The organism is Cytobacillus dafuensis (assembly GCF_007995155.1).
Taxonomy (GTDB): Bacteria; Bacillota; Bacilli; order Bacillales; family Cytobacillaceae; genus Cytobacillus; species Cytobacillus dafuensis.
On the sequence record NZ_CP042593.1, the window covers coordinates 2,800,339 to 2,825,480 of the forward strand.

General features: G+C 36.1%; 16 protein-coding genes and 1 pseudogene. 5 read left to right on the forward strand and 12 right to left on the reverse strand.

Annotated features, from left to right (window positions below; genetic code table 11):
• Window positions 1-26 precede the first annotated feature (26 nt).
• Together helD and FSZ17_RS13305 are read right to left on the reverse strand one after the other, a co-directional pair.
• Window positions 27-2,360 (reverse strand): RNA polymerase recycling motor HelD, encoded by a 2,334-nt coding sequence (helD, locus tag FSZ17_RS13300; RefSeq protein ID WP_057770810.1) that lies wholly within the window; start codon window positions 2,358-2,360, stop codon window positions 27-29.
• Between the two features lie 262 nt (window positions 2,361-2,622).
• Window positions 2,623-3,822 (reverse strand): annotated as a pseudogene (locus FSZ17_RS13305) (iron-containing alcohol dehydrogenase).
• 158 nt (window positions 3,823-3,980) lie between these two features.
• Here FSZ17_RS13305 and FSZ17_RS13310 point away from each other — a divergent pair.
• Entirely contained in the window at window positions 3,981-4,601 is a 621-nt protein-coding gene (locus FSZ17_RS13310; RefSeq protein ID WP_146846476.1) for a DUF3298 and DUF4163 domain-containing protein, read from the forward strand.
• Window positions 4,602-5,220: 619 nt separating this feature from the next.
• On the opposite strand, the gene FSZ17_RS13315 is transcribed toward FSZ17_RS13310, so the two are convergent.
• Window positions 5,221-6,084, reverse strand: coding sequence for a DMT family transporter (locus FSZ17_RS13315; protein WP_057770812.1), 864 nt, complete (start codon window positions 6,082-6,084; stop codon window positions 5,221-5,223).
• The gene (locus FSZ17_RS13320; RefSeq protein WP_057770814.1) at window positions 6,084-6,992 is read right to left on the reverse strand and encodes a DMT family transporter; all 909 of its coding nucleotides are present in this window, start codon (window positions 6,990-6,992) and stop codon (window positions 6,084-6,086) included. Before FSZ17_RS13320 ends, FSZ17_RS13315 begins: the two co-directional genes overlap by 1 nt.
• A 116-nt stretch (window positions 6,993-7,108) precedes the next feature.
• Here FSZ17_RS13320 and FSZ17_RS13325 point away from each other — a divergent pair, with 116 nt between their 5' ends.
• Window positions 7,109-8,446 carry an aminotransferase-like domain-containing protein gene (locus tag FSZ17_RS13325; protein WP_057770815.1) on the forward strand — a complete coding sequence of 446 codons (1,338 nt, stop codon included), beginning with the start codon at window positions 7,109-7,111 and terminating at the stop codon, window positions 8,444-8,446.
• Between the two features lie 263 nt (window positions 8,447-8,709).
• On the opposite strand, the gene FSZ17_RS13330 is transcribed toward FSZ17_RS13325, so the two are convergent.
• From FSZ17_RS13330 to FSZ17_RS13340, 3 genes are all read right to left on the reverse strand, one after another.
• Window positions 8,710-9,429: a hypothetical protein gene (locus FSZ17_RS13330; protein ID WP_057770817.1), complete on the reverse strand. Its 720-nt coding sequence runs from the start codon at window positions 9,427-9,429 to the stop codon at window positions 8,710-8,712.
• A gap of 29 nt (window positions 9,430-9,458) precedes the next feature.
• A complete protein-coding gene (locus FSZ17_RS13335) occupies window positions 9,459-10,016 on the reverse strand; it encodes a signal peptidase I (RefSeq protein WP_057770820.1) in 558 nt (185 codons plus the stop codon).
• A 206-nt stretch (window positions 10,017-10,222) separates the two neighbouring features.
• Window positions 10,223-14,302 carry a S8 family serine peptidase gene (locus tag FSZ17_RS13340; protein ID WP_057770822.1) on the reverse strand — a complete coding sequence of 1,360 codons (4,080 nt, stop codon included), beginning with the start codon at window positions 14,300-14,302 and terminating at the stop codon, window positions 10,223-10,225.
• 457 nt (window positions 14,303-14,759) lie between these two features.
• Here FSZ17_RS13340 and FSZ17_RS13345 point away from each other — a divergent pair, with 457 nt between their 5' ends.
• Together FSZ17_RS13345 and FSZ17_RS13350 are read left to right on the forward strand one after the other, a co-directional pair.
• A complete protein-coding gene (locus FSZ17_RS13345) occupies window positions 14,760-16,010 on the forward strand; it encodes a helix-turn-helix domain-containing protein (RefSeq protein WP_057770823.1) in 1,251 nt (416 codons plus the stop codon).
• Window positions 16,011-16,426: 416 nt separating this feature from the next.
• Window positions 16,427-17,197 (forward strand): S1C family serine protease, encoded by a 771-nt coding sequence (locus FSZ17_RS13350; RefSeq protein WP_057770826.1) that lies wholly within the window; start codon window positions 16,427-16,429, stop codon window positions 17,195-17,197.
• A gap of 295 nt (window positions 17,198-17,492) precedes the next feature.
• On the opposite strand, the gene FSZ17_RS13355 is transcribed toward FSZ17_RS13350, so the two are convergent.
• A complete protein-coding gene (locus FSZ17_RS13355; protein WP_057770827.1) occupies window positions 17,493-18,119 on the reverse strand; it encodes a metal-dependent hydrolase in 627 nt (208 codons plus the stop codon).
• A gap of 185 nt (window positions 18,120-18,304) precedes the next feature.
• Here FSZ17_RS13355 and FSZ17_RS13360 point away from each other — a divergent pair, with 185 nt between their 5' ends.
• On the forward strand, window positions 18,305-18,529 hold the full coding sequence (locus FSZ17_RS13360; protein WP_057770829.1) for a hypothetical protein: 225 nt from the start codon (window positions 18,305-18,307) through the stop codon (window positions 18,527-18,529).
• 79 nt (window positions 18,530-18,608) lie between these two features.
• Here the strand turns inward: FSZ17_RS13360 and FSZ17_RS13365 are convergent, their stop codons facing one another.
• The 4 genes from FSZ17_RS13365 to FSZ17_RS13380 form a co-directional block, all read right to left on the reverse strand.
• The gene (locus FSZ17_RS13365; protein WP_057770832.1) at window positions 18,609-19,109 is read right to left on the reverse strand and encodes a hypothetical protein; all 501 of its coding nucleotides are present in this window, start codon (window positions 19,107-19,109) and stop codon (window positions 18,609-18,611) included.
• Complete coding sequence (locus FSZ17_RS13370) at window positions 19,099-19,485, reverse strand: hypothetical protein (protein WP_228460204.1); 387 nt, start codon at window positions 19,483-19,485, stop codon at window positions 19,099-19,101. The genes FSZ17_RS13365 and FSZ17_RS13370 overlap by 11 nt, the downstream gene beginning before the upstream one ends.
• A 1,174-nt stretch (window positions 19,486-20,659) precedes the next feature.
• Entirely contained in the window at window positions 20,660-23,785 is a 3,126-nt protein-coding gene (locus tag FSZ17_RS13375; RefSeq protein ID WP_057770834.1) for an AAA family ATPase, read from the reverse strand.
• A 4-nt stretch (window positions 23,786-23,789) separates the two neighbouring features.
• Entirely contained in the window at window positions 23,790-25,025 is a 1,236-nt protein-coding gene (locus FSZ17_RS13380) for a hypothetical protein (RefSeq protein ID WP_057770836.1), read from the reverse strand.
• Between the last annotated feature and the right edge of the window lie 117 nt (window positions 25,026-25,142).

Here is a 25,142-nt window from a genome sequence, read left to right on the forward strand (position 1 = left end):
ATAGAGCCATAAAAAAAAAGCCCTCTTCACGAGGACTTTACCTGCAAATAATCACTGCTATTCTCTAATAATGGACTGATTTTTCCAGCTGAAAAGATATGAAGCTCATGCATGGCCCGTGTACAAGCTGTATAAAACAGCCTGCGCTCACTCTCTTTGCCGTAGCTTCTTTCAGATGCATCGTAAATGATGACTGCATCGAATTCGATGCCCTTAGCTAAATAAGAAGGGATCACGAGTACACCTTTTTCAAATGAAACCGTTCCTTTCTCCATCAAGCGGACAGGTAAATCCGCCTTAATAGTGGAGTACACTTCCGCACTTTCCTTCGATGTCTTGCAAATAATTGCTATTGTTTGATGCCCGCTTCTCTTTAGGTCTTTTACCTTTTCTATGACGGAAGGAATTAATCTTTCTTTTTTTACTATGGTTAAAGTAGGTCTATTTCCATCTCGGTTAAATGGTTCGATCTGTTGACCATTCTTTAATAATGATTTTGTAAACTCTACAATTGGCCGAGTGGAACGATAGCTTCTTGTTAAGACGATTGTTTCCTTTTCACATTCATCTATGTCAACAGCGGCCATGACATCCTCTTCCTGTGAATGGGTATAGATGCCTTGATTGATATCACCAAGCAGCGTCATTTTACTTTTTGGAAATAATTGCTGGATATAGGCAAATTGAAAAGGTGTGTAATCTTGGGCTTCGTCTATAAAAACGTGGCGAATGGATGTGTGAGCTTTTTTCCCTTCAATTCGGTCCTTTAAATACACAAACGGAGTCGCATCTTCGTAGCTCATTTCCATAGAATTCAGCCTGCTTAATGTGTTTGCACATATGTCTTCCCAGCTTATTGCAGCTCCTAATTCCGCCTTTTCGAGTATGTCACAATTAAATAGCTGTTTATAGATCCCTATAAAATCGATAAACTTTTTGTTTTTTACCTGTTTGATGATCGGATTATAATATCTGCTAACCAAAATTTCAGAAAGCAGCTTTTCTTCCTGTTCAAAATCATCAAATGTGTATTTATCTGATCGTTTTTCACTTTGAAGCCTTTTAAAAACATCCACATAATCCTCTTTATCTAAAAATTGGATTTCTTCCCTCACCCAATCCTGCTTTTTCTCTGCTTTTTTTCGTTTTTTCAATTCTCTTAATAACCACTCCTGTAAAAGCTGGATCCGGTCAGGAAGGGATATATTCTGCGCAAAGGAATAAAATTTTTCTCGAATTTGATCTTTGGAAATAAGCAGTTTCTTCCTTAACTTTATATCCTTAAATTGCATTCCTTCTGTACTTAAGTACTGAATATAGCGATCGATTATTTCTTTAAATTGGAGACTAGATTTTAGACGGATATTATGAACCCTTCTATCATATTCCTTTGATTTATCCTCATTAAGGAGATATTCTAATTGCTGAAAGGAGTCTTCTAGCTTTAGAGCCCCTCCCACACGGTGATTTAAATACTCAAAATAAGTCGTTTGCTGCATGTTCTCCTCACCTAATTCAGGAAGAACAGTGGCAACATAACTATTAAATAAAGGATTTGGAGAAAAAAGCATGATATTTTGAGAAGATAAAATTCCTCGATATCGGTATAACAAATAGGCTACCCGCTGTAAGGCGGCTGATGTTTTTCCACTTCCGGCAACCCCTTGGACAATCAATAGCTTGCTTTTTTCATTTCGAATGATTTGATTTTGTTCTTTTTGAATGGTTGCAACAATGCTTTTCATTTGTGTATTCGCATTGTTTCCTAATGCTTCCTGAAGAATTTGGTCGCCAATCGTGACACCCGTATCAAACATGCCAACAATTTCGCTATTACGAATAATAAATTGGCGTTTTAGCTTCATCTCCCCTTCAATCATTCCTTCAGGTGTCTCATATTTTGCAATTCCTGGCGCGTAATCATAATAAAGACTTGATATCGGTGCCCTCCAGTCATAGATTAGAAAATTTTCATTTTCCTTATCCATAAAAGAGGTGATTCCAATGTAAATGGATTCGTCAGAAGGATCTCCTTCTTCCTCAAAATCCACTCGTCCGAAATAAGGAGAGTTCTTTAATCTGGACAATGTTTTAATTTGTCGGTCCAATTGCTTTTCGCTTCTTTCCCGTTCTAAAAGCAGTTCTGTCTGCTGCTTAATACTAAAAAAAGTTTCATCGATATCATCCGGTCCATCCATATTAACCGTCACGTCATCCCAAAATGTTCTTCGAATTTCAAGAGCATCAGAACTTACTTTTTTAACATGTTGAGTTAAGCTGTCTATTTTTTGTTGAATTTCTTCGGCAATGAAATGGACCCTCTTCTGCTCAATTTGGTTATCCTGTTGTTCTCTACTCATGAAATCACTCCTAATGATTTTTTTAGCCGCTGCTTGACAGTAGATTTTTTTTGTGTTAATGTTAATATAGGATATTTATTTAATAACATAATTGATATACAAAAAAGGCTACAGCGTTTTTCATTCTAGCATGCAATGGCTGGAAATGCAAGGCTGTTTTTTGTGTTTTATGAAAATCTATGATTGCATTAGAATATATATACGTATTAAAAAGCCGTAAAGTCTTAATATCACATAGACTTTACGGCTTTTTTTGATCCCGCTACTCTTTAATAACCTCATATAATTTGTTCATATCCTCTCTCCCCAATATCTTAGGCACAGGATAAAGCGGATTCGCTTCTTTCAATGCACGCTCAATCATTAAGGGAATATCTTTATCTTTTATGCCGCGAACTTTCTTTGGAATTTCCATGCTTTCATTTAATTTTTTTATTGCTACTATAAAATAAGCTGCTTTTTGTTGCTCACTTTCACCGTGCTTGCCTATCCCGATCAAGTCAGCTAATTCAGCTAAAGGTTTATGAACGGACTTGCCATAATACTCTAAGACATAAGGCAAGATAATGGCATTGGCAAGCCCATGAGGGACATTATAAAATCCTCCAAGTGTATGTGCAATGGCATGAACATTTCCAACATAGGCACGCGTAAATGCCAATCCTGCTAAATAGGCAGCTTTTTGCATATTCGTTCGCGCCATTAAATTTGACCCGTTTGAATAGGCTTCATAAATATTTTCAAAAATAAGCTGTATCGCTTCTCTGCTAAATTCTTTTGTTTCTTACGTATTACTGCGGCCGATATACGCCTCTATCGCATGAGTCAGCGCATCAATCCCTGTTGTGGAAGTAATATGTGGAGGCAGATTAATCGTTAGGATAGGGTCAAGTACAGCAAAATGCGGGATGAGTGCCATATCATTGATAGCATATTTTTCGTGCGTCTCGCTGTTGGTAATGACTGCTGCAACCATCGCTTCACTGCCTGTACCTGCCGTTGTTGGCACAGCACACAGGAAAGGGATTTGCTTTCTTATCTTTAATACTCCCCTCATTTGAGGTATACTCAAATGTGGTTTTGCCACACGCGCCCCTACTCCTTTTGCACAATCCATTGGGGAACCGCCTCCGAAAGCGATAATTCCTTCACAATGATTGGCGTTATACATTTCCAATGCCTCTTCAATATGGGTAATCGTTGGATTTGGAGCTGTGTTATCGTATAGGGCAAATGATATCCCTTCACTCTCAAGATAGATTAGAAGATTTTCCATTAATCCAGGTGATGTAATCCCTTTGTCCGAAACAATTAATACTCTATTAACTCCTCTGTTTTTTATAAGCTTCGGAAGCTGACTCAAGCAATTTTCTCCTTCTATCAACTCTGGTTTACGCCATGGCAGAAAGTGAGAAGTGACTCTGAACATGGCTTGATATGTTCTACAATACAATTTGTACATATCTTTGCCCCGCTTTTGAAAAAATGTTTTACATTAATAATACTATATTCACAGATTTCTATCTATTCAGAACATTAAGGGTGCATGCCATTATTCTCGTTCTCACCTTCATCCATCCTCTGAATACAATAGGTAAAAACCTAAAAGGATGGAGAAGTATGCCTGTTTCATTTCCTGTGAAAATTGATACAGTAACATTTAGGATCGGTCCAAAAAAGATCATTTATTATCCTGAGGTTAAAGGAATGAAAAATATAACATTTGAAAGAATCATAAATCAGACAATCTCCTCTGTCACTCAGCAGCTTATCAATCAGCAAGTTGGAAATATGCCGACAACCGTTGAGGAAATGATTGGGTATTATGAAATTAAAAATAACCAGCGCGAGGTTCTTAGCCTATCCCTCTCCAATTATACTTACCACTATCATGCTGCCCATGGGATGACGTATATCAAGTCATTAACATTTGACCTGCAAAAGGAAAAGCTTTATGAACTTAAAGACTTATTTAAACCTAGAAGTGATTATGTTAACAGGCTTTCAAGCTTAATTAGTGAACAAATTAATCAACGCAATATTCAGCTTCTTAACAGCTTTACAAAAATTAAGCCCAACCAAGACTTTTATATTGCAGATAAAACCCTAGTGATCTATTTTCAGCTTTACGAAATCACTCCATATGCTTATGGTTTTCCGATGTTTCCGATTTCAGTTTATGATATACAAAATATCATTGACGAAAACGGCCCTCTTGGACGCATGGCTGTTAACAATTAATGACTATATTCTTACCTATTTAAACTAATTGGAGCAATAGTCCGTACTAAAAAGTAAAGAAATTTAATAAAAAATAGAATATAAGACATAGTTTATACCTCTTAATTTGAGGTTTTTTATGTAGTTCTCAATATTTCAACTGTTGTCTTTTGAAAAAAAGTTCTTACTAAGACTCCTGTCCCCCCCTCTCGATCGACCTTCTAAATTTCAACAATCAGATGTAAGTTCTTTACCGATTGTAATAGAGCAATTGTACGCCATAATAAAAAAGTCATTTACTATGTTTCCAAATTAATCCTTTTCCAAAAGATATGTCCCCTCATGAGCAGACGAATCTTAAACTTAAGTATCTGTTCGTTCAAAATAGCTGGTGCACCACTGGCAAATGGACCTACAAATTCACCGAATAAACCATCGATAGCAAAGGTTTTCTATTTACGAGTCAAGATAACCGCATTTTCCTACGGTACCCCAATAAGAAATTACGAGAGTTACGTTAGGAATATCGTTTGTATTTTTAGGAACAGAATTCAGTAACTTCTACAAATATTAACAACTTATCTCTAAAATGCTTAACATTTAAGAGATTAGTTGTATTCGAGGCTTGACTAGCATCTGTCTATTCACTTTTGAAAGCCTGTTTATTCGACAACAAAAGCGCACAAAGAATTATACAAATTCCTATTAAATGTTGAAATGATAATGGTTCGTTTAAAATAAAATAACCTAGCAAAACACCTACTACAGGAACAATATAATTACTAAATGATGCAAATATAGCACCCTCTTCTTTAATTAAAAGATTATATAGCATATAAACAATTCCTGCGTGGAAAATACCTAATATAATAATCGAAGTTATTTGTAGACTGCTCACATCTACTTGTAAAGGGCGTTCAAAGATAAAGGCTAATGGTAGTAATAGAATGGTAGCGATCCATAAAACGTTTCGCATATGAATTACTGGTGAACCATCACCTAATTTTTCCATTAAAATTAATGATAGTGCAAAGCTAATGGCAGCCAATAGAATAAGCACATTCCCTAATACTGTTCCTGAACCATTCATTGCTTGTGTCGGCCATGATAGAATGACCATACCTAAAAAGCCCAATAAAATGCCAACAAATTGAAACTGACTTACTTTCTTTTTAAAGAAAATAACGAAAAGAGCTAAAGTGATGATTGGTACCGTAGCGATGAGCATGGATGCAATACTGCTTGATACATACTTTTGACCTTGAGCAATAAGGATAAAGGGTAACACTACTTCAAAAAAAGCAATTGTAACATACAATTTTATATGGGTTTGGCCAGTCTCCTTTTTTAAAAATAAGCTAATGAAGGATAAACAAATGGCACCGATAAGAGCTTTTAACAATGATAAGGTAATTGCTCCAACATCATCCGTTACTAAGGCTACGAAGAAAAATTGGGAGCCCCAAATAAAACTGATTAAAAGCAAGAGGCTATACTTTTTCATTATGATTCCCTCCGATATCCGAAATAGTTTGTCCCTATGACACCGATAATTATGATTATTCCTCCAATAAAGTGGTAAAAGTGAAAGACTTCCTGTAAAAAAATTATGCCTGCAAGTATTGTGATGAGCGTGGAAAAGTTACTAAAAACACTCATTTTGGAAGCTTCTATTTTAGATAAAGCATAATTTGACAAGTAAGACGTACCGAGTGATGATAATATACCTAAATATAAAATTGATATGACAAAATCAACATTCATAAATGGCTTGAAAAATTGATTTAATGTGCCATTTATTACGTGGTTTCCAATAGCTATTCCATTAAAAATTAAAAATCCACATACTGTCATAGCACATGTTATTGTCATTAATGGATATTGTTTGGTAAGCTTTCTTGCAAAAACATTATATAGTGATGCAGCAAGTGCTGAGAGTACAATAAACCCACAACCAATTAGATTTCCTGTATTGGCATTTTCCCCATTCCTAAATAGCATATATATGACCCCAATTACCGATAAACTAATAAAAACAAGTTGTCCACGTGACACTTTTTCCTTTAAAAACATAATCGCAAGAATTAATGTAAAAATAGGGATTGTTGCTTGAATAATCCCTGCTTCTGACGAGGAAATTTTAGCAAGCCCAAGCACCTGAAAAGTAAAAAAAGCTACTGGGTATAATAATGCTAACGGTAAAATTTTCCGTACATCATGTTTTTTTATTATTACCTTTTTTTTCGTAACAACTAGTAAAATGATGATCCCCATAAATGCAACGGTAAATCGATGCGCAAGTGTATCTATAGGACTTGTCACAGTCAATGTAACTTTGACAAACATAAATGAAAGTCCAATAATGAAAGCATAAATAATCGCGGCCAAGTATGCTTTTCTTTTTGCAGTCATATGGTTAAACTCCTTCTCTTTATTCCAGCTGGTAAAGTTATCATAGTAAAAATTATAGATTTGTACGATATAAAAAATGCACATCTGTACCGGTATAGATGTGCGAGAGGATGTATATGCTAAAATACGAGTTTATCTATTCAAAATTAATGAACAAAATACAAACTGGTGCTCTACAGGCTGGTGCAAAGCTCCCTTCTATCCGTAATTTATCTCAAGCATTTTCATGTAATAAAAGCACCGTTATGACAGCTTTAAAAAAATTGGAAGATCAGCATCTTATATATGCCCTACCCAAAAGTGGTTATTACGTGGTTGACCATCAGCTTTCCTATAAACCACTTGTAAACAATTGTATAGATTTTGCGACATCATCACCTAGTTGGCACGCATTTCCATATAAAGATTTTCAGCATTGTATCAATAAAGCTATTGACACATATCAAGCGGACTTATTTCGATACGGTACAGCAAGAGGTTTACCTTCGTTAATTACAGAGGTAAAAAAATTGTTAGAAACGTATCAAATATTTATTAAAGAAGGTAATATTTTTATTACTTCTGGCGTTCAGCAGTCATTGTTTTTGCTAAGTGTTATGCCCTTTCCAAATAATCGGACAACCATTCTAGTAGAACAACCTAGCTACCATCTATACATGGATTATTTAAAAACATACCAACTACCAGTAAAGGGCATCAAAAGAACTGCGGAGGGAATTGATCTGGCGGAATTAGAAAGTATTTTTAAAAAAGATGACATTAAGTTTTTTTATACAATGCCACGCCTCCAGAATCCTTTGGGCACTTCCTTTAGTAAAAAAGAGAAGGATGACATCCGTAAGCTTGCCTATAAATATGATGTTTATATCGTTGAAGATGATTATTTGGCGGATTTTGATCAAAATACAAAGACTGATCCATTATTCACAGATGATACAGAGGAGCATGTGATCTATTTGAAAAGCTTCTCTAAAATTATGTTTCCTGGCTTACGTATTGGACTAGCTATTTTACCAAATGCATTTATTGATACTTTTCAGCAATATAAAAACACTACTGATATTGATAGCGCTATGATTTCACAGGCTGCGCTGGAACTATATTTGAAAAGTGGTATGTTTGAGCGTTACAAAAAGAAAGTTAGTGAAATATATACAATGCGTGCCAATACGCTTCAGCAATCGATCAAAACATATTTGTCAAAATATAAAGCAACTACAGAAATATGTATGCATAGTCATATCGTATTGCCAAGGGAAGTTAATGTTAATAGGCTAATACAGCATTTGGCACAGCAACATATTTATTTGGCTACAGCTGATCACAACTTCTTGAATGGATTTTACCGTGAACGAATTTTAAAACTAAATGTTTCAAATGTTGATGACCCAAAAATTGAAACGGGGATAAAAGAAATTGCCCATGCTCTCAATCAACCTAATCATTACTTTTAAGCGTACCGCCCCAAATACCCCAATAAAGGGTTAGGGATACTATACATGACTAATATCCCTAACCCTTTTACTCTTGTCTAAAATACATTCATATTTTATTTTTTGTCTGACGGATCTTCTAGTATTCCTTCTTCGAAATTAGGTTTACTTTATCATCGTATGATAGATTTTCACATTACGAATGATAGGCAATAATTGAGAAGTGGCATTTACATAATATTGAAAAACAGACGACCAGTAGTCGTCTGTTTTACCCATTACCATTATTCGTATAAAGCACCATCATCTTTTTGTTTTGCTTTAACTGATAGATTCGCAGAGTATGTCACACCTTGATAGTCATTCGTTGCTGCCTCATCTAGTTTTACACCAAATGAAAGATCAATGTATTCATTTGTCTTTAAATTCCAAAACTTATTGCCCTTACCTGATTCTGCACCATCACCCAAAAGAAATTCTTTTTCGCCAGTAGCAGCAGAACGCAGCTCAGAAGAATTTAGGTAGCCTGTAATAATTTCTACCCCCTCTGCAATTTCAACTGGTTCGTCCGAAACCGAACGAGTAACTTCATTTGTTGTTCCTTCGAATAATTCCTTAAGTTTAATTTGTGATGCTTTTAACACCTCTTCCGTTGGTTTTACTTTGTACTTCAGTGCAACATAGCCAACTTTGTACGTATCTAATGAAAGAGGTTTATCTAATGATTGGTGCAATTTTGCTTGTAAGAATGTATCGACAGTCCCAGTGTTATCAATCGTGAGCCAATCTCCAAACACTAGTTGTGATGGAGCAAAATTCTCAACTGCTACAATACTCTCGTTAATATCTTCACCGTTATTAAGCTGCAAAAGTGTATTTGTTATTTCACCTTTAGCAGTTGTTTCAGAAGTAAACCAAGAGTATGTTCCATAGCTTACTGAAACTGCAATTACACCCGCAAGTGTTGTACCTAATAATACTTTTTTTGCTTTAGCGATCTTCATAAAATAATTCCCCCAACTAAAAATAGTTTTTATTTAGATACAATTTCTTCATTTGTATGCTGTTTTTCTTTGCGGGAAAGACGTTCAAAAACTGTTAGACAAATGTAGCCCGTGAGAGGAATGGTGATTAACAGCAAAAACCCAATCGGACCGCTTGCAAAATCTGATACATATCCAAGTTTAGGTATTGCAGCTACTTGTTTTCCAACGAAATGATCCTTCGTTACAATCATTGAATCCTCAACATTGTTGTTGTCACCTTTTGTCACCAAACCAGCTTGTCCAGCTTGCTCTTTAACATCTATTACTCTATGTGTAATGAATTTTGTATCCGATTCTTTAAAGGTAATAACATCATTCACTTTTATATCTTCGAATTCTGCTTTTTTAATAAATACAAGATCTCCCGATTGCAGGTGTGGCTGCATACTATTCGAAAGTACAGTTAATGGTGTAAATCCAAAGAAACTTGGCAAACTGCCGGGATTTTTACTAGTTTGGAATACAGTTACACCGATATAGACGATTAGTAGAAAGAAAATTGAAAAAATAATATTTGAAAGCCATTTTATCGATCTTTTTTTCATAGGTTTGCTCCCAACATCATTATTTTTGTGTTTTTTTCTAATTGATATTGATGTCAGTAAATTTATTCAATGTGAAATATTTATCTCTTGTTGTTCCCCTGCCGCTTTCTATCAAGAAAAGAATTTTAATGACAGCTGCAGGGGAAACAATAGGTTTCTGTACGTTTTCTATATTTGTTAATTTTTATTCAGTTTTCTTCTTTTGTTTACTGAATCCCTAACTCTTTCAAAATACTTTCTAATGTCTTGCCTTCATGATTTTCTTTTGGAGCTGGAGGATTATCAACATATTTGTTTTGCAGTAGATAATTGTCTTTGACAAAGCCAATGTCTTTTGCATCCACCATGCCATCAAAATTAATATCAGCTGCACGGTTATCCGTCTTCCAAGCTTTTTGGATGTCTATAGCATCCAAGACGTCAATAACGTTGTCCTGGTTGACATCACCTGCCTTAATTTTGATTGGGCTGACATAATGACTTCTACCAAATAGTTCTCCCTTATACTCAAACGAAAGATTTTGCTTGCTTTGCACTTCAAAATGACCAGGAATCTTAATTTCTAAAATGTATGGATCTTTGCTTAACGGAAGCTTTTCTACCCTGTAGTCTGCTCCTACTTTTATCAGAGAAGTAGCATCAAAAACATACCCGCTTGATTCTTTAAACTTTAACGATGCGCCAACCTTTGTCCAGTCCTTTCTATCATAAAGACCGTTCGCAGGATTACGGAATCCGTCCGGCAGCACGTAGCCGAATGCAGCGTTGAATTGCGGCGAAATCTCAAAAGCATAACCGGCATTAAGCAGATTGCTTGATTGACTTTGGCTATTTTTCACTGTTGCTGTTGGAGTTATGCTGGCCTTTGTAGTGAAGGTTTCATCATTTATCTTTAACGTAACATCTACTACTGCCGCTTGATCAAATGTCACATTCGCATCGTTGAAGACCACCTTCACTTCGTCACCATTTACCAATATAGTTCCTTTATCGGAAAATTCTTCAGCCAGTTTGGCATCAATTAAGTCCATGTCATTTTTATACTGTTCTTTCAAGTTCCAAATGACTTCTTTTGCATCACTTACATTGTCCAAAAATAATTGGGCTTTAATCGTTTCGCCTGTTTTTACTTTTTTGATATCGCTTTTTGCGTAGGTAACTGGTGTCCCTTCTTTAACAAAGAAATATTCTTTTGTTAGCGGTGTATTAGCGGCTGCATCATAACCAGACAATGTAAATCTCAAGGCAGGGATGGATTCTTCCATTGCTACTTCCTCTGCCCATTTGCCATCTTTATCCATTCGAATAGGACTGGATGGGAATGGGATATTTCCCCACGTATAAATGACTGTATTCGCAGATTGATCAAGTTTTACTCCATTATTTTGCATCTCTTCCATGAGCGGATCCAATAATTGAACTTCAAATGGATAGGTTGCTTGACCTTGCTTATATTCAACAAACGGAGATGGTCCATCTAAAGAGCTTGTAAATGTTGGATCGTCAATTTTGATGTAAATATCACGTGTTTCTTTTGTCACTTTTCCAGTCTGGCTTGTTGTCACAAAATTCAGCTTATAGTGCCCTGGCTTTGCATAACTTACTTCTTCTGCTATAGGCTGCTTGGAGTCTCCTGTAAATGAATAGTATCTTCCATTAAACGCAAGTATTAAAAGGTTTTTATCCAGTGGCGCGCCAGTTAAATCCAGCGTTCCGATCAGACCTAAGTCTTTCCCGGTTTCTCCATCCTGCAGAGTGACATCCATGGTTTTTCCTGGTGAACCTAAATTAATAACGGTCGCAACATTTTGAAGTAAATCAAGCCTCAACGGTGCCTGATTTAAATATTCCGGTGAAATGATCGGTCTAAGGAGGTCTAAAGAGCTTATTCCATCCTTTGTAATTCTGAAGTTAAATGGAATCCGATATTGATCGGATGAATCTGCTTTGTTCGTCAATACAACAAACCCTTCGTATCGCCCCGCTTTAGCCGTTTTTGGTGCTGTCAAGAACACATTTTGTTTTACTTCTTGATTTGCTTTCACTTTAATGTTTTTACTGGTGCTGACGGCGATGCCATTTTTACTTAGACTGTTCGTACCTTCCGCTGCATTTTCTTCGATAGAAACGGAGAAATTTTTGGTACTATTACTGTTGTTTGTAAAACTTATGTTTTCATTCGCTCTGACATTGCTTCCTTCCGCCCCAAAATGAATGCCGAAGTTAATATCTCCGGATGGATTTTTAAATTTTTCTAAATATTCCCCATCTGGAATATCGGTTTCATCAGTCACTTGCATTTTCATTTGTCCATGGATGGCTTGATAAGGGTCTACTCGGCCAGCACCTGCTTCATACAAACTATAACTGCCATTTAAAGGATCTGCCGTATTCATCAGAACTGTTTTAATATCATCTGGATCAAGCTTCGGATTCGCCTCTAATAATAATGCAGCAATTCCAGCTGTGTGCGGTGCTGCCATAGATGTTCCTGAAAGACGTGCATAGGCATATTTGTAATCTTCCTGATTTTCATGATCAATCATATAGGAAGGGAATGTAGATAGCACGCTCACCCCCGGAGCAACAACTTCTGGTTTCATATCATAATTAAGATTAACCGGTCCTCTTGAACTGAAGTCAGCTAATTTATCTCCTTCGGAAACGATATCTTTCATATTAGAGAAAGTGAATGCAGTGTTTCCTTGCGCAATATTCGCCTTAAATTTCTCGCCTGCTTCTTTTGTTATGGAGAAAGCTGGAACATATACATGTGATTCCCCTAAATTAACGCCGATCTGTCCGTCAACATTGTTATACATAATAACCGCTTTCGCACCGTGTTCTTTGGCAAATTTGATTTTGTCATTAAGGGCAAGATTCCCGCGCTGGACGAAAGCAATTTTCCCTTTCACATCTTTTTCAGTATATTCTTCTTGTGAACCAAAACCTACATCGACAAGTTCAAGTGATTGCCCATTTAATGCAGAGAAATCATCTGCAAAGCTTCTTCCCATGCTGATGAGCTCAGTGGACCAGTTTCCTGAAATGCTCCCTGTAAACGAAGTGATCGCAACAGGGACATCACTTGCTCCGATTGTAAGCGCCAGAGCCGCTGTACCTGGAGAGCCTACTGTGTTGGAATTCGGACCGGAATTACCAGCAGAAACGACAGCTGTTACACCATTTAATACGGCATAATTAATCGCGGTACTCGTTGGAAAATACGGATTGTTTATCGATGCACCTAATGAAAGGTTCATAACATCCATTCCGTCTTCCACTGCTTTTTCAATCCCAGCAATAACAGCTTCAGATGTTCCGCTTCCATATGGTCCTAAAACGCGGTATACATAAAGGTCGGCGTCTGGCGCGACACCCACAACAGACACTTCACTGTCATTTTTGTTCTGTCCGGCAATCGTTCCAGAAACATGAGTACCATGTGACGTGTAATAGGCAGTTCCATAAGCATACTCAGGCTGATTCGATTTCTCCCAATCTGCATAGGTTGTTTCCATTGGGTCATTATCATTATCCACAAAATCATATCCGCCTTTGTAAGCATCCTTTAAATCGGGGTGATTATAGTCAATTCCCGTATCAAGAACAGCTACCTTTACTCCGTCCCCCGTAATGCCTTCCTCATGTAGCTTATCAATCTTTAAATAAGGAATACTTTCAACAGAAGTGGTGATTTCTCTATCAACATCTTTGGGAAGATCCTGCTTAATAGGATCAACCGTAAAGGTCTCGTCTTTGTAAACGGCTTGGACGACATCTGATTCCAAAAGGAGCTTGACTTTATCGCCCGGCAATTTCATGGCTACGCCGTTATAAGCTTTTTTGAATGTCTGGGTGATGGAATTTGAATTGCTCTTCGCTTTGGAGTTTTCTTGAGGCAAGTACTTTTTGATGTCTTCCTTAAAGATTTTATGCTCTTTTTCGACCTGTGCTTCGGCATCTTCATTTTTCAATGTTTTGCCTTTAAATTCAGCTTCCAAGACAGCCACTTTGCCCGGTTTTGATTTGAATTCGACAATGACGGATACTTCTTCTGCCGTTTCTAGGTCTGCCTCACTAAATCCTTGCAGTCCTGTATGATCGTTCAATTGCAATTGATGTAATGCTTCACGTTGTTCCTTTGTCAAGGATAAAAGAATGTCCTCTGCCTTAAGTTCTTGTGCTACTGCTTCAGTAGAAAGTACCGAATGAATAGGTGAGATTATTAAGCCTGCTGAAAATGCCACAGCAGCTGCTTTCTTGATTAATGAATTAATTTCCATATGACCCCTGCTTTCTAATTTTGATAAACTTTTCAGAATACTAGCAAATAACAGATCCTTTCTAAATATTTTGAATATTTCATTTAATATAGTAATCTCTTTTTTACTTTGTGGCTATTGGGGTTTTTAGCCGTGACTTTTTGTGTATATAACTTAATTAATTTAGTAAAAAAGCGTGTTTTTCACACAACTTTTAGTCATTAAGTATGAAATCTCTATCATTTTATTGGGGTTATTTAACACTTTCCAACAAATTTTTCCATCATCCCACAGTTCCAATTATATATTTTCTTTACTGACTATATCTGCCGTTTGGCCCTGTATTCTGATTAATCACTCAATTTTCAGAATATAGCGCTTTTTCAACTTCTCATAGTAGTTAAATCGCCCTATATTACTAAACCAATAATACTAATATAATTATTTCATAGAAGGGTATTAATAAAAGGAGGATACTATGAGGGAAGGGAAAATTATCAAACTATATAGAGAAAAGCTTGGTATGACCCAAGAGCAGCTTGGAAACGGTATTTGCTCCGTAACACATATCAGTAAAATTGAAAGAGGGATTACAGAGTACTCTTCTGAAATTATCATGCTTTTATCAAAACGGCTTAACATAAATCTAGATGAAGAGATCATTCGATTCAATGGTGTTAATAATATATTGCACAGATGGCTAGATAGCATGGTTCGTGAGGAAAAAGATAGGATCGAAGAATATGCGGAACTATTAGAAAAAGAACCGCTCGTTTTATTATCTGATTATAAGAACTGCTATCAGCTCATCAAAGCATGGTATTTTCTAACAAAAGGTTCCTTGGACGATGCCAATAAGATAATTAAGTCTATGAAAAAGGAAAAACTCCCCAAATTTGAGGAAAACCTATTTAAACACATTTCGGGATTATATTTATTGTTGATTGGTGAAGTTAATGAATCAATTAGGACTTTAAAAACCATAGACCCGAACATATATCATAATCCGGAGTATTTCTACCATCTCGGCATTGCCTACCATTATAAAAATTCAAATGTTTTGGCCTATTACTATGCAGATAAAGCAATTCAGCATTTTCAAAAAACAAAGAATATTATTAAAATCATCGACTGTGAACTGCTCATGTTAAGTCAAATCCCAATAGGCGAACTAAATGGGGACTTCGATGAATTTTATGAATTTTATGAACGCTATGAACATATCATCAAAAATTGCAACATGATTCAAAATAAGATAAAAAAATCCAAAGCACTTAATAATCTTGCTTACGTTTGCTATCGAATGAACCTTTTTGAGAAAGCAGTCAATTTATATAATGAATCTATGGAACTAAAAGAAGCCAATTCCCAAATATATCTTATTTCGCTTTATGGATATGTTAACAGCTGTTTAAAAGGAAACTTAATTGACCGATTCTCACTATTAGAAGCTGCCCATCGTGGGCTTCAGATCGCAAAAACTATCAAAGACGAAAGCTATCAAATCCTTTTTAAACTATTCATCTATAAAGTTAATAACAAAACAGAACAATATTTTCATTATTTAAGAACTAAAGCACTTCCATATTATAGTACTTATCCCTATGTAAAACTAGAAATGGCTTATATTAAGGAGCTATTTGAGCATTTTATTACTACTTCCAAAAATGATGATGCACTATTGCTCGCAAAGGAATTTATTAGAAAAGCACCTGTAGAAATATTCTAATGAAGGATTTATTTAGGATAAATTTCCTTTGCTATTTTATCTAGAAAGCAACTGTGTGATTTTCACGTTACAGAATAAGTTCTTGAAAGTAAAGTGTCACTCCACATGCTAAGTCATTTCATATTACTGAAGTGGGGCTTACTGCACGTTAATGCAGGATAAGAAGAATATTTTTATCTAGTAAAGAACTTAATCGTCACAAAACAACTGTTGTTTAATTATCACAATGAAAAAAGCAGTTGTTCTACACGTTTTTTAAATGATACATTTTTCAAGAATTCACCTTCCGTGAAGAAATACTCTCCTCCTACCATGGTAATATTAACACTCCAATAGTATAGTTGGTTATATCACTCACCTACTTTCTTAGCTATTAGAATGACTAAGGAAAATACATATTTGGGGGGATATCTCATATGGATCCTCATGAAAAAAAGGAAAATGAAGGTCATTTCGATGAACCATCTTTGGAAGATTTTTTACCAAATGAAGAAGATGAGTTGTTAAAAGAACAGCAGAAAAAACGAAATTCCTTTGTGAAAAAAGTGGTTATTATCGGTCTAGCCTTTTCTTTGGTTATCAGTATGATTCAAATATGGCCACAAATCTTCAATATTTCCTCTATCCATTTTTTACAAAAGTCTGCTGAGCTTTCAAAACAAGAAGACATTCAAAAATATAAAGAAGCGGTTGTTACGATACAAGATACATATTCAAAAGGAACTGGCTTTAACATCTCTGAAAGCGGATTAATCATAACAAATCATCATGTTGTTGAGGACATGCATCCAATTAATGTTGTATTTCCAAACGGTGAATTATTTAATGCGGGTATTATTCATTCAGAACCTGAATTAGACCTTGCCTTCTTGCAGATTAAGGGAGAAAATTTGCCGTTTCTTTCCTTAAGCAAACCTGATTTATGGCAAGTTAACGATCAAATATATGTGATAGGAAATCCACTTTTTCACAATCAAATTGCCAATGAAGGAAAAATATTAGATGATTCAGAGAAAAACGGTGTGCTAAAGCTGAGTGCTCCAATTTATAAAGGCAACAGCGGAAGTCCTGTTATCAGTGTAAATGGGGATGTCATTGGAGTTGTCTATGCAAAATCAACGACAGATCAATCCGGATTTGCGATTCCTATTGAAAAAATATTAGAAAAATTACCAAATGGTTATTAAATTGGTTTATCGGAAAATAGTGCGGAATGATGGTTAAATACCCCATCAGCATTGCTTCAAAAAGGGACGGGCACGATTTTCACTAATTCGTTACCGCTAATCGGTTAATTGAACCACTTCTCCTCTCCCAACAAGGTTAATTGGGTTTGTTATAGATATCAACTTAATATGTCAACATAATCAGTGAAGGTTTATCAAAAAAATACCTACCCACCGAAGCTTCGTGGAACAGGTATTTTTTTTATTAACGCCATTTTCGCACTTATTACAGGTCTCTACAGCATTTCAATATCTCTTATAACTCCTTCTTCGAAAAAGGCAAAAACAATTTTACCCCCTTCTTGTTAAATGGCAGGAGCTTCATGTCTGCAATCAAGTGACTGGCATATCCTAGAAGACAAGTAATAAATACCCCATCGAGCTGAACTGATTTTTCGAACTGAAACGCTATGTATCCAAAGAAAATAATTCCAATTAATGAATGAGTATAACTTCTATGGGAGACAAAGGAAGCAATAATTATGTAAACACCTAGCAGCCATATCCAATTTTCATGAAATGACAGACCTCCAACAATCACTCCAATCCCTGTAATTGTTAGCATTCTCCTTTGTGTTAAGAATGTAGAAATAATGATAATACCAAGACCCAGTCCGATTCCTAACCATTTATCCATTCCAACCCTTGTAAAATAGCTATACAAGATCATAAGAACTGCAATAAACTGAACGATGGATCGAATTAACTTGTGAGATACCGTTACTTTGTTACTTAGCTTTCCATTGATGTCCAGATCCGGAATCAAACCTGATATAGCACCTAAACCTACAAGAATCATGGTTTCGGTTGGATTTGTTTGTAACAGGTTTGCTGTAAATAAGCCTGATGCCGCTCCGATGACTGTATGTGATGTGCCGTTCAATGAATTTCACCTGTTTCTATTAATATGTATATACTTATTTTTGGTTCAAAGTAATATTTATTACGAAAGCTCATCTTTATGAGTCAAAAAAGTTGGATTATTTCTGTCACGTCATCCAATAATTGGTTGGCAAATAAAAATACGGGGATACTACTAGTAAACAGTTTACATAATAGGGGGTGTTTATGATTAAGTCCTACATCAACATGGAGTTTGAAATGAAAAGCTGCTTTATGCCCAACATAAGCAATTCAGAATCACTAAAAGTTTTAGATGTTACAGATTCTAGTGTTGTCATCCAGATGAATAACCCGGATTGCAGGGGAGTTTTTCCTTCAGACACCTTTCAATATTGGATCAGAAAAGGATCGCTTATTCCAATGAATGATAATCAAAAGAAAACATCATAAGATCAAAACGCCATAACACGATAAAAATAGTGCCTGATCTCCATTAATTTTTCAGTGGAGATCAGGCACAAAAAGATAGTTATTTTTTGAAGATGGTAGCGATTATTTCGTCCATCGACTTTCCGCTTTCTACTTCAAAAGTACCTGGACGCAGATCATTGGACAATCCTCTCTTTTCAACTTCATTAAAAAAGTCTTTAGCACTATTAATGATATGTGCCTGTTCAAGAGCTCTCCCGACATCTATGCTAGTCATACCTGATGTCACTGTCAGCATCGTCCGGTATACTATTTTTTCGTTTGGTTTTTCGTTTGGTTTTTCATTTTTATTCTCATTTGATTTTTCTTTTACATCATTTTTTTCTTTTTTTGCAGCTGCAAGTTGTTTATTCCACTCTTCATTGGTCTGGATGACATAGCCCTCTGACGTTAGCATGGTTTTCATCTCGTCAACTGTAGGTTTTTCAACTGTTTTTTGAGTGCTTGCTGCTTTATTTGGGCCAGCGAAATAGACTGCACCACATACACTTGCTGAAACAATGAGTCCTGCGGCAAAGCTGCGCATCGAATTAGCTTTCATTGGCAACTTTGCTCCTTTCATCCTTCGTTTTTATGTAAGGAGCCAGTAATTGCTCAACTTCTTCCTTCGTCAGCTGGTTTTTAGTAGAAATACTTTCAAATGAGTATCCGCGTCTATGCATATCAAGCATCTCTCGCAATAAGACCCTTTGCTCTTGGGTATCAGCTTGAACACCTGCTTCTTGTGCTGCAATTTCGGCATCTAGCTCGAAGTTCCGAATCTGCTGTTGTAGCTGATCTATATCATCTTTAAAAGAAAAGGTAAGCTGATCGATCTGTTGCTCTAATCTCGTTGATGATTGCCCCGTTTTATAAAACGACAAAATGAGCAGTGAAACTGCTGCAATGAATAAAATGGCTAACGCCCATCCCATCATTCTTTGCCTCCCTTTACTAAATCTATTAACATACATTTTATTATTATACAGCAAGTATACGAGAATTCTATTTAAAACAAAAAAACACATCATTAGTCTTATCTGTATGGAAAAAATAAATGTCTAATGGAGGTGCCGAAATAGAACTCTACTTATTTTTAAAGGGTATAATAACCCAATCTCTTTAGGTATATTTTTCCTGCGAACTGAGATAATCCTCTAATTCCCTAATGTTTTTAGATGGCTGAAACGAGTTTTCTTGCAAAAAAACAATAATGCTCCAGAAACATATTTGAGTGGAGCTAAAGGAATGACACGCTCATAAAAGATGTCAAAAATCTATAATAGCGTGTCATTTTCATAATATATTTTAATTGATTATGCTTTATGTACGCAGGTCCTGTGCATATCAAAAAAATGAAATGATTTTCAAACCAGCCGTAGTTTGTATAATATTTTTTGCCCTGATACAAAAAAATGTAGGGTGTAAAAATTGGCTCTTGAAACCCTTGGGAGAGTAAGGTAAAATGGAGGTACATTAGAAATAATAGAAGCTCGTTTAGAGGATTAACACATCAGCAAAGGTCTCTTCATAAAATTTCTACCTAGAAAGTAAAAATGAAAAACCTTGTTTAGAGGATTAAAATTTCAATGTTCCTGTTCCAATGCCGTCCCAGACGGTAAAAATATAAGAGCCTCGTTAAGAGGATTAACACATCCGTGATAGGACTGCTCCGATAGGATCGTATTTCTCGTAGAAATAAAAATACCTCGTTTAGAGGATTAAAATATTAGTAGAACATGTCAATAAATAGAAAATAAAAAGAAGCTGATCATCTACATATAGTAGGTAATCAGCTTCTTTTTATTGTGAAATAACCTTTTTCAGTGCCCTCAGTAAAATGAATAAATAGTGTATAGAATGTTTAACTGATAGTCTGTAGCTCACTGCCAAACTTCGCTATTGAATGATATAGGTCAAAAAAAGCTGCCAGAGTCATCACGTTCGGCAGCATTTGTCATCTTATCACATACTGCATATCCACAGAAATGGTGAGCGCTTTGATTTTCTTTTGACCGTTGCTAATGAATAAGCTGTACTGTAACTCCTTGAACAGATACACTAAAGCTGGAAAACATAGACTGTCAAACTCTCTCACTAATTGATGTGTGTCTATCGGCGTTTTCTTCCGGAACTGCTGCCTCCACTTCTCCCTGATTTACCTTTGTAGGAGACAGTAGTTCTGTTTCCTGGTTTGAGTGTATAGGAGCCCTTAGAGCTACTTCCACCAGTGCCAGTCGAGTGTCCTTGATGATTTTTCCGAGGAGTTTGACTATTATTAGGCTTTTGATTAGAAATAATTGAGCGTCCTGATCCTTGATGGTTTTCTTTCTTAGGTGTTTCATGTTTCTTTTGATGTGTTTCGTGTTTATTTAATCCTTCTACAATTTTATTTAATTTTCCAAAGAATGAACTGTCAGATTTGTGTTGCTGATTTGTTTTCTTTGAATTAGGTTCAGAATTTTTATTTAAGACATGTGTTGATTCTTGTACCCTGTTAGTTTTATTCGTAATGTTGGTTGACGATTTTAATTCTGAATGGTTTGCTCTGGTAGAGTCAGTATTTAGCTTATTATTCTTTGAGTTGGGGGTATGTTTATGGACTTTAGAATCTGTAAAGTCTTTGTTTAAAAATCCTTTAATTTTTGCTGCGGTGGCATTTTCAATTCTTCTCTCACCCGGTATAGCATGCTTATTTGTTGCTGTGACACTGTCTTTGCCTACTGCATGTTCAGCCTGTGATGTCGATTTCCTCAATATTTGTGGATTTGTAATTTCTCCTTTCATGTCTTCTTTTGAAATGGAGTTATGTTCATGAACTCCAGAACCTGAATGGTTTTTGTTTAAGATTCCTCTTATTTTTGCTGTACCAGCATGTTCACCCCTTTTCACATTAACACGCTGTTTTTTGGCTATAACACTGTCTTTTTTTGTTGAGTCTGAGGTATGATCATGGACTTTAGAATCAGAATCTGAACGGGGTTTGTTTAATGGGTTTTTTACTTTATTAATCTGTGCTATTTTTTCCTGCAAAGCAACTTCCTGTTGTTTGTTCTTTTTATGCATAGACTTATCTGATCTATTTGACTCTCTTTCAATTTCCTCCAAAATTCCAGTTATTTTGTCATCATGACTATCGGGATTCACTACCTGTTTCAGTGATGTTATAGCTTTTTTCCAGAACCCCTTAATCCCAGATGGTTTTCCAGAATCTGTAGGCTTCGATTTATCCGGTGTGTGCCCCCAGTCTGTTGAATGTTTAGCTTTGGATTCCTTTTTTTGCTCTTCCGGACGTGCAGTAGTTGATTTGTTCATCGAGTCTGTTGACTCTGTATCAGTTGATTCACTTATCCGGCCTGAAGACTGTTTAACAGTTGGTTCATCTATCTGACCTGTCTGCTCCTCAATGACTGGTTCACTTCTCCTGCTAGATAACTGTGATGGTGTCTGCGCAATTTCTTGTTTTTTTGGCCGCAGTACTTCGGTTTTTTCTGCTGGGTTCGACTGTCCCCTTTTCAGGCTGCTCCCATCAGGTGATAGTGAAGATTTGGGGTTTTGCGGATTTACTCCTCCGGATTCACTAGGATTCCCACCTTGCTCTATGTTCTCTGCTAGCGATTTTGCAGATATAGGATTTTGTGGAATTGTATCCGCTCCGGCTCCACTATAATTCCTACCTTTCTGGCTGTTCCCTGCAGGCGATTGTGCAGATTTTGGTTTTTGTGGATTTTTACCTGCTCCGCCTCCACTGCTATTCCCAACTTTCTGGGTGTTATTCCCCCCATGATTGCTCCCTTCTGGAAGGCCTATTCCTTTATTGCCTCCATATTCCGGATCATTCGTTCCTTCATCACCGTTAAATTCTGGATCATTTATATCTTCATAGTCCCCATATTCCGCTTCATCTATCTCTACATAGTCCTCATATTCCGACAAAAGCGTTTCTTCATCGTCTCCATATGCAAATTTATCCATTCCTGCCTCATCCATTAAATCTCGAGTTAAATTTGCCTCTAATATTTCTTCTCCTAAATTTTCTCCTCTTGAACGTAATACCTCTACTTCTCTACTTAATTGAATCGCAACAGAGGTAATTTCCTTTGCTTTATTCTTTAAATCTCTTATATGTTTTGACTGTTGTACAGCGTCTACTAGTGCTTTCTGTGATTTTTTCTCGCTGATACCGAATTTCGAAACCCACTTTTCGTCTACTGCTATTTCTTCTGCTTCTAATTTAGCATATTTTGCTTTAACTCTAAGATTGTGTGCCGACTTTTGGGCCTGATCTTCATCATAAATATAAGAGATGTCACCTTTCTCAACTTTTTCTTTAGCCTTCTTTACTTCACTTTCAGCTGCTTCTGCCTTCTTCTCAAATTCTTTTGCTTCCCGTTCAAGACTCCGTTTCTTCTCTAATAACTCCGGTACTCCGTTTTTACGTGCTAATTCAGCATTTTTTTCTACACTCTCAATATATTTATTTGCATTTTCTGCCTCTTTATCTACATTTTTTGCATATACAATAGCTTCTTTGATTTTTTCTTTTGTTTTCCGGAATGCCTCTTTAGCTTTTTCCGGATCCCCTGTAAATCGTCCTTCTCGTATAGAAAATTTTGCAGCAGCAATTGCATCTTCTGCTTTAAGCTTTTCGATGTTAGCCTTAGCTGTGCTTTCCGTTACTTTCATTTCGTACTCTTCTGCCTTAGTAATTGCTTTACGCGGCACCTCAACTTTTTCATATTCCCATACAGCCGCCAGGAATTTAAATAATTCTCCGAGTACCATTGCTGAAAGCCCAGTAGTTCCCATGGAAGCTACTGTCGCAGTTGCTATGCCTTCCAATATCTTATCCATAAGCTGAGACTCCTCGTAAATCGCAAGGGCTTCTCCTGATGTTACGTAATTACGACCGTTTGCTTTTAGTTTCAGCTTTAACATTTCAGGATCTTGGGAATTGCTATTCATCACATAATATCTAACTATATCTTGGATCAGGACTTTAAAAAGTTGAATTGACCTAAAACCCCAAACATTTCCACTCGCAATATTTGCAATACCTTCAAAAGTGCTGCCCCCAAAGGTATAGTTTGAATCATAAGGGTTAAGCGTTAATATCGTATCAATTACTGCAAAGAATCGACTCCTAACTTCTTCATTTGCATCTTTTAGAGTATTCTCTAAGATTCCAGTAACTTCAATATGCTTATTTACATCTTTTTTTTCTTTATCATCTGCCATATTTTTACTCCTCGATATTATCCTTTTCGAATATTTGCAGGCTGATCAAACCTTTTTCCAAAAGCTGTGGTATACCATCTCTTATTAGTAATTCTGCTTCTTCCTGTGAAATTTCCATAACTTCACTGAGTGCTTGCAGAGTCATAGAAAGTGAGACATATTTTTGTGCAAATACCCAGATAAAATATAATGCTTTCGAAATAGGCTGTGCTTCCCCAGTGATTATATCTTTTGCTGTATAAGTATCGTTGGTTATGAAACCGACTGAGTTTCCATGGGGAACAATTGAAATAGGACATTCACTCGACAGGCTCCAATTGCCTGACCACAAAAGGATTAATCGTTTTTTCATTAGACTCGTAATGACTGATTTCAAGACATTAATATCCATTTTGAATGCTTTATGAATGTTTGAAATGGATGCATTACGAATCCTACATAAAGTCCAAATAAAATATTCATAAGCGTGAAGCGGAACTTTTTTATCACCTATGATGATCATGATTTCGTCACCTGATTCGCCAAATACTTCTCCTACCGATAGTATTAGCGAGTTAACGTTGAGTTCTGATACATTAAAGAACTTGTCATTCCCAGTTTGTTCTGTTCGGTTTCGATGGAGATCTCCGCAATATTCAATCGTCCACAATCCCGCTTTATGAAAGAATGGCAAATAGGCCGTGAAAACAGAAAACGCCTCTTCCATTGAACATTCTTTCATTGCTGAGATTTGATGGATGAATTCACGGATCGTATACAGACCGGAAGCAGACCGCCAAATATCATATTCTTCTTTTTCCATTTCAAAACCATTTTCATTAGGAAAAATACTATTAATTATCCACTTCTGTTTTTCTTCTATCAAGCCATAAGATTGCCCGTTCTTTGTGATGGAATATTCACTTAAAATGGGATCATTAATATGATCAAATTGGTAATGAATAAGAATATGCTCATTTCTAAACTTATCCTCGTAATACTCCAGTTCCTCTAAATCTTCAATTAATCCCCTATTAATACAGATATCTCCCCATTCTCCCATTGTACTGGCATGGATGGTTTGCATATAAACAGCAAAATCCTTTGAAGAGAGTGTCGCTAAATTTGAATAACTCCCTACAAGGAACATATTATCTTCTTCAGATTCTTCCTCTGTTAATTGTCCCATCATTCGGCCGCATCCTAAGAAAAGGGTATAATTCAGTTTTTCACTTGTTTCGGAATGAATCAATTCACTCATTTCACTTTTCCTCTCATAAATTGTAAATATCCTATATTTTCGGCAATCTTTTAATCTTGCAAAAATCAGCATTCTTTAAAAACATGCTTTACTATTTGCATAAACGACATCCTAAAA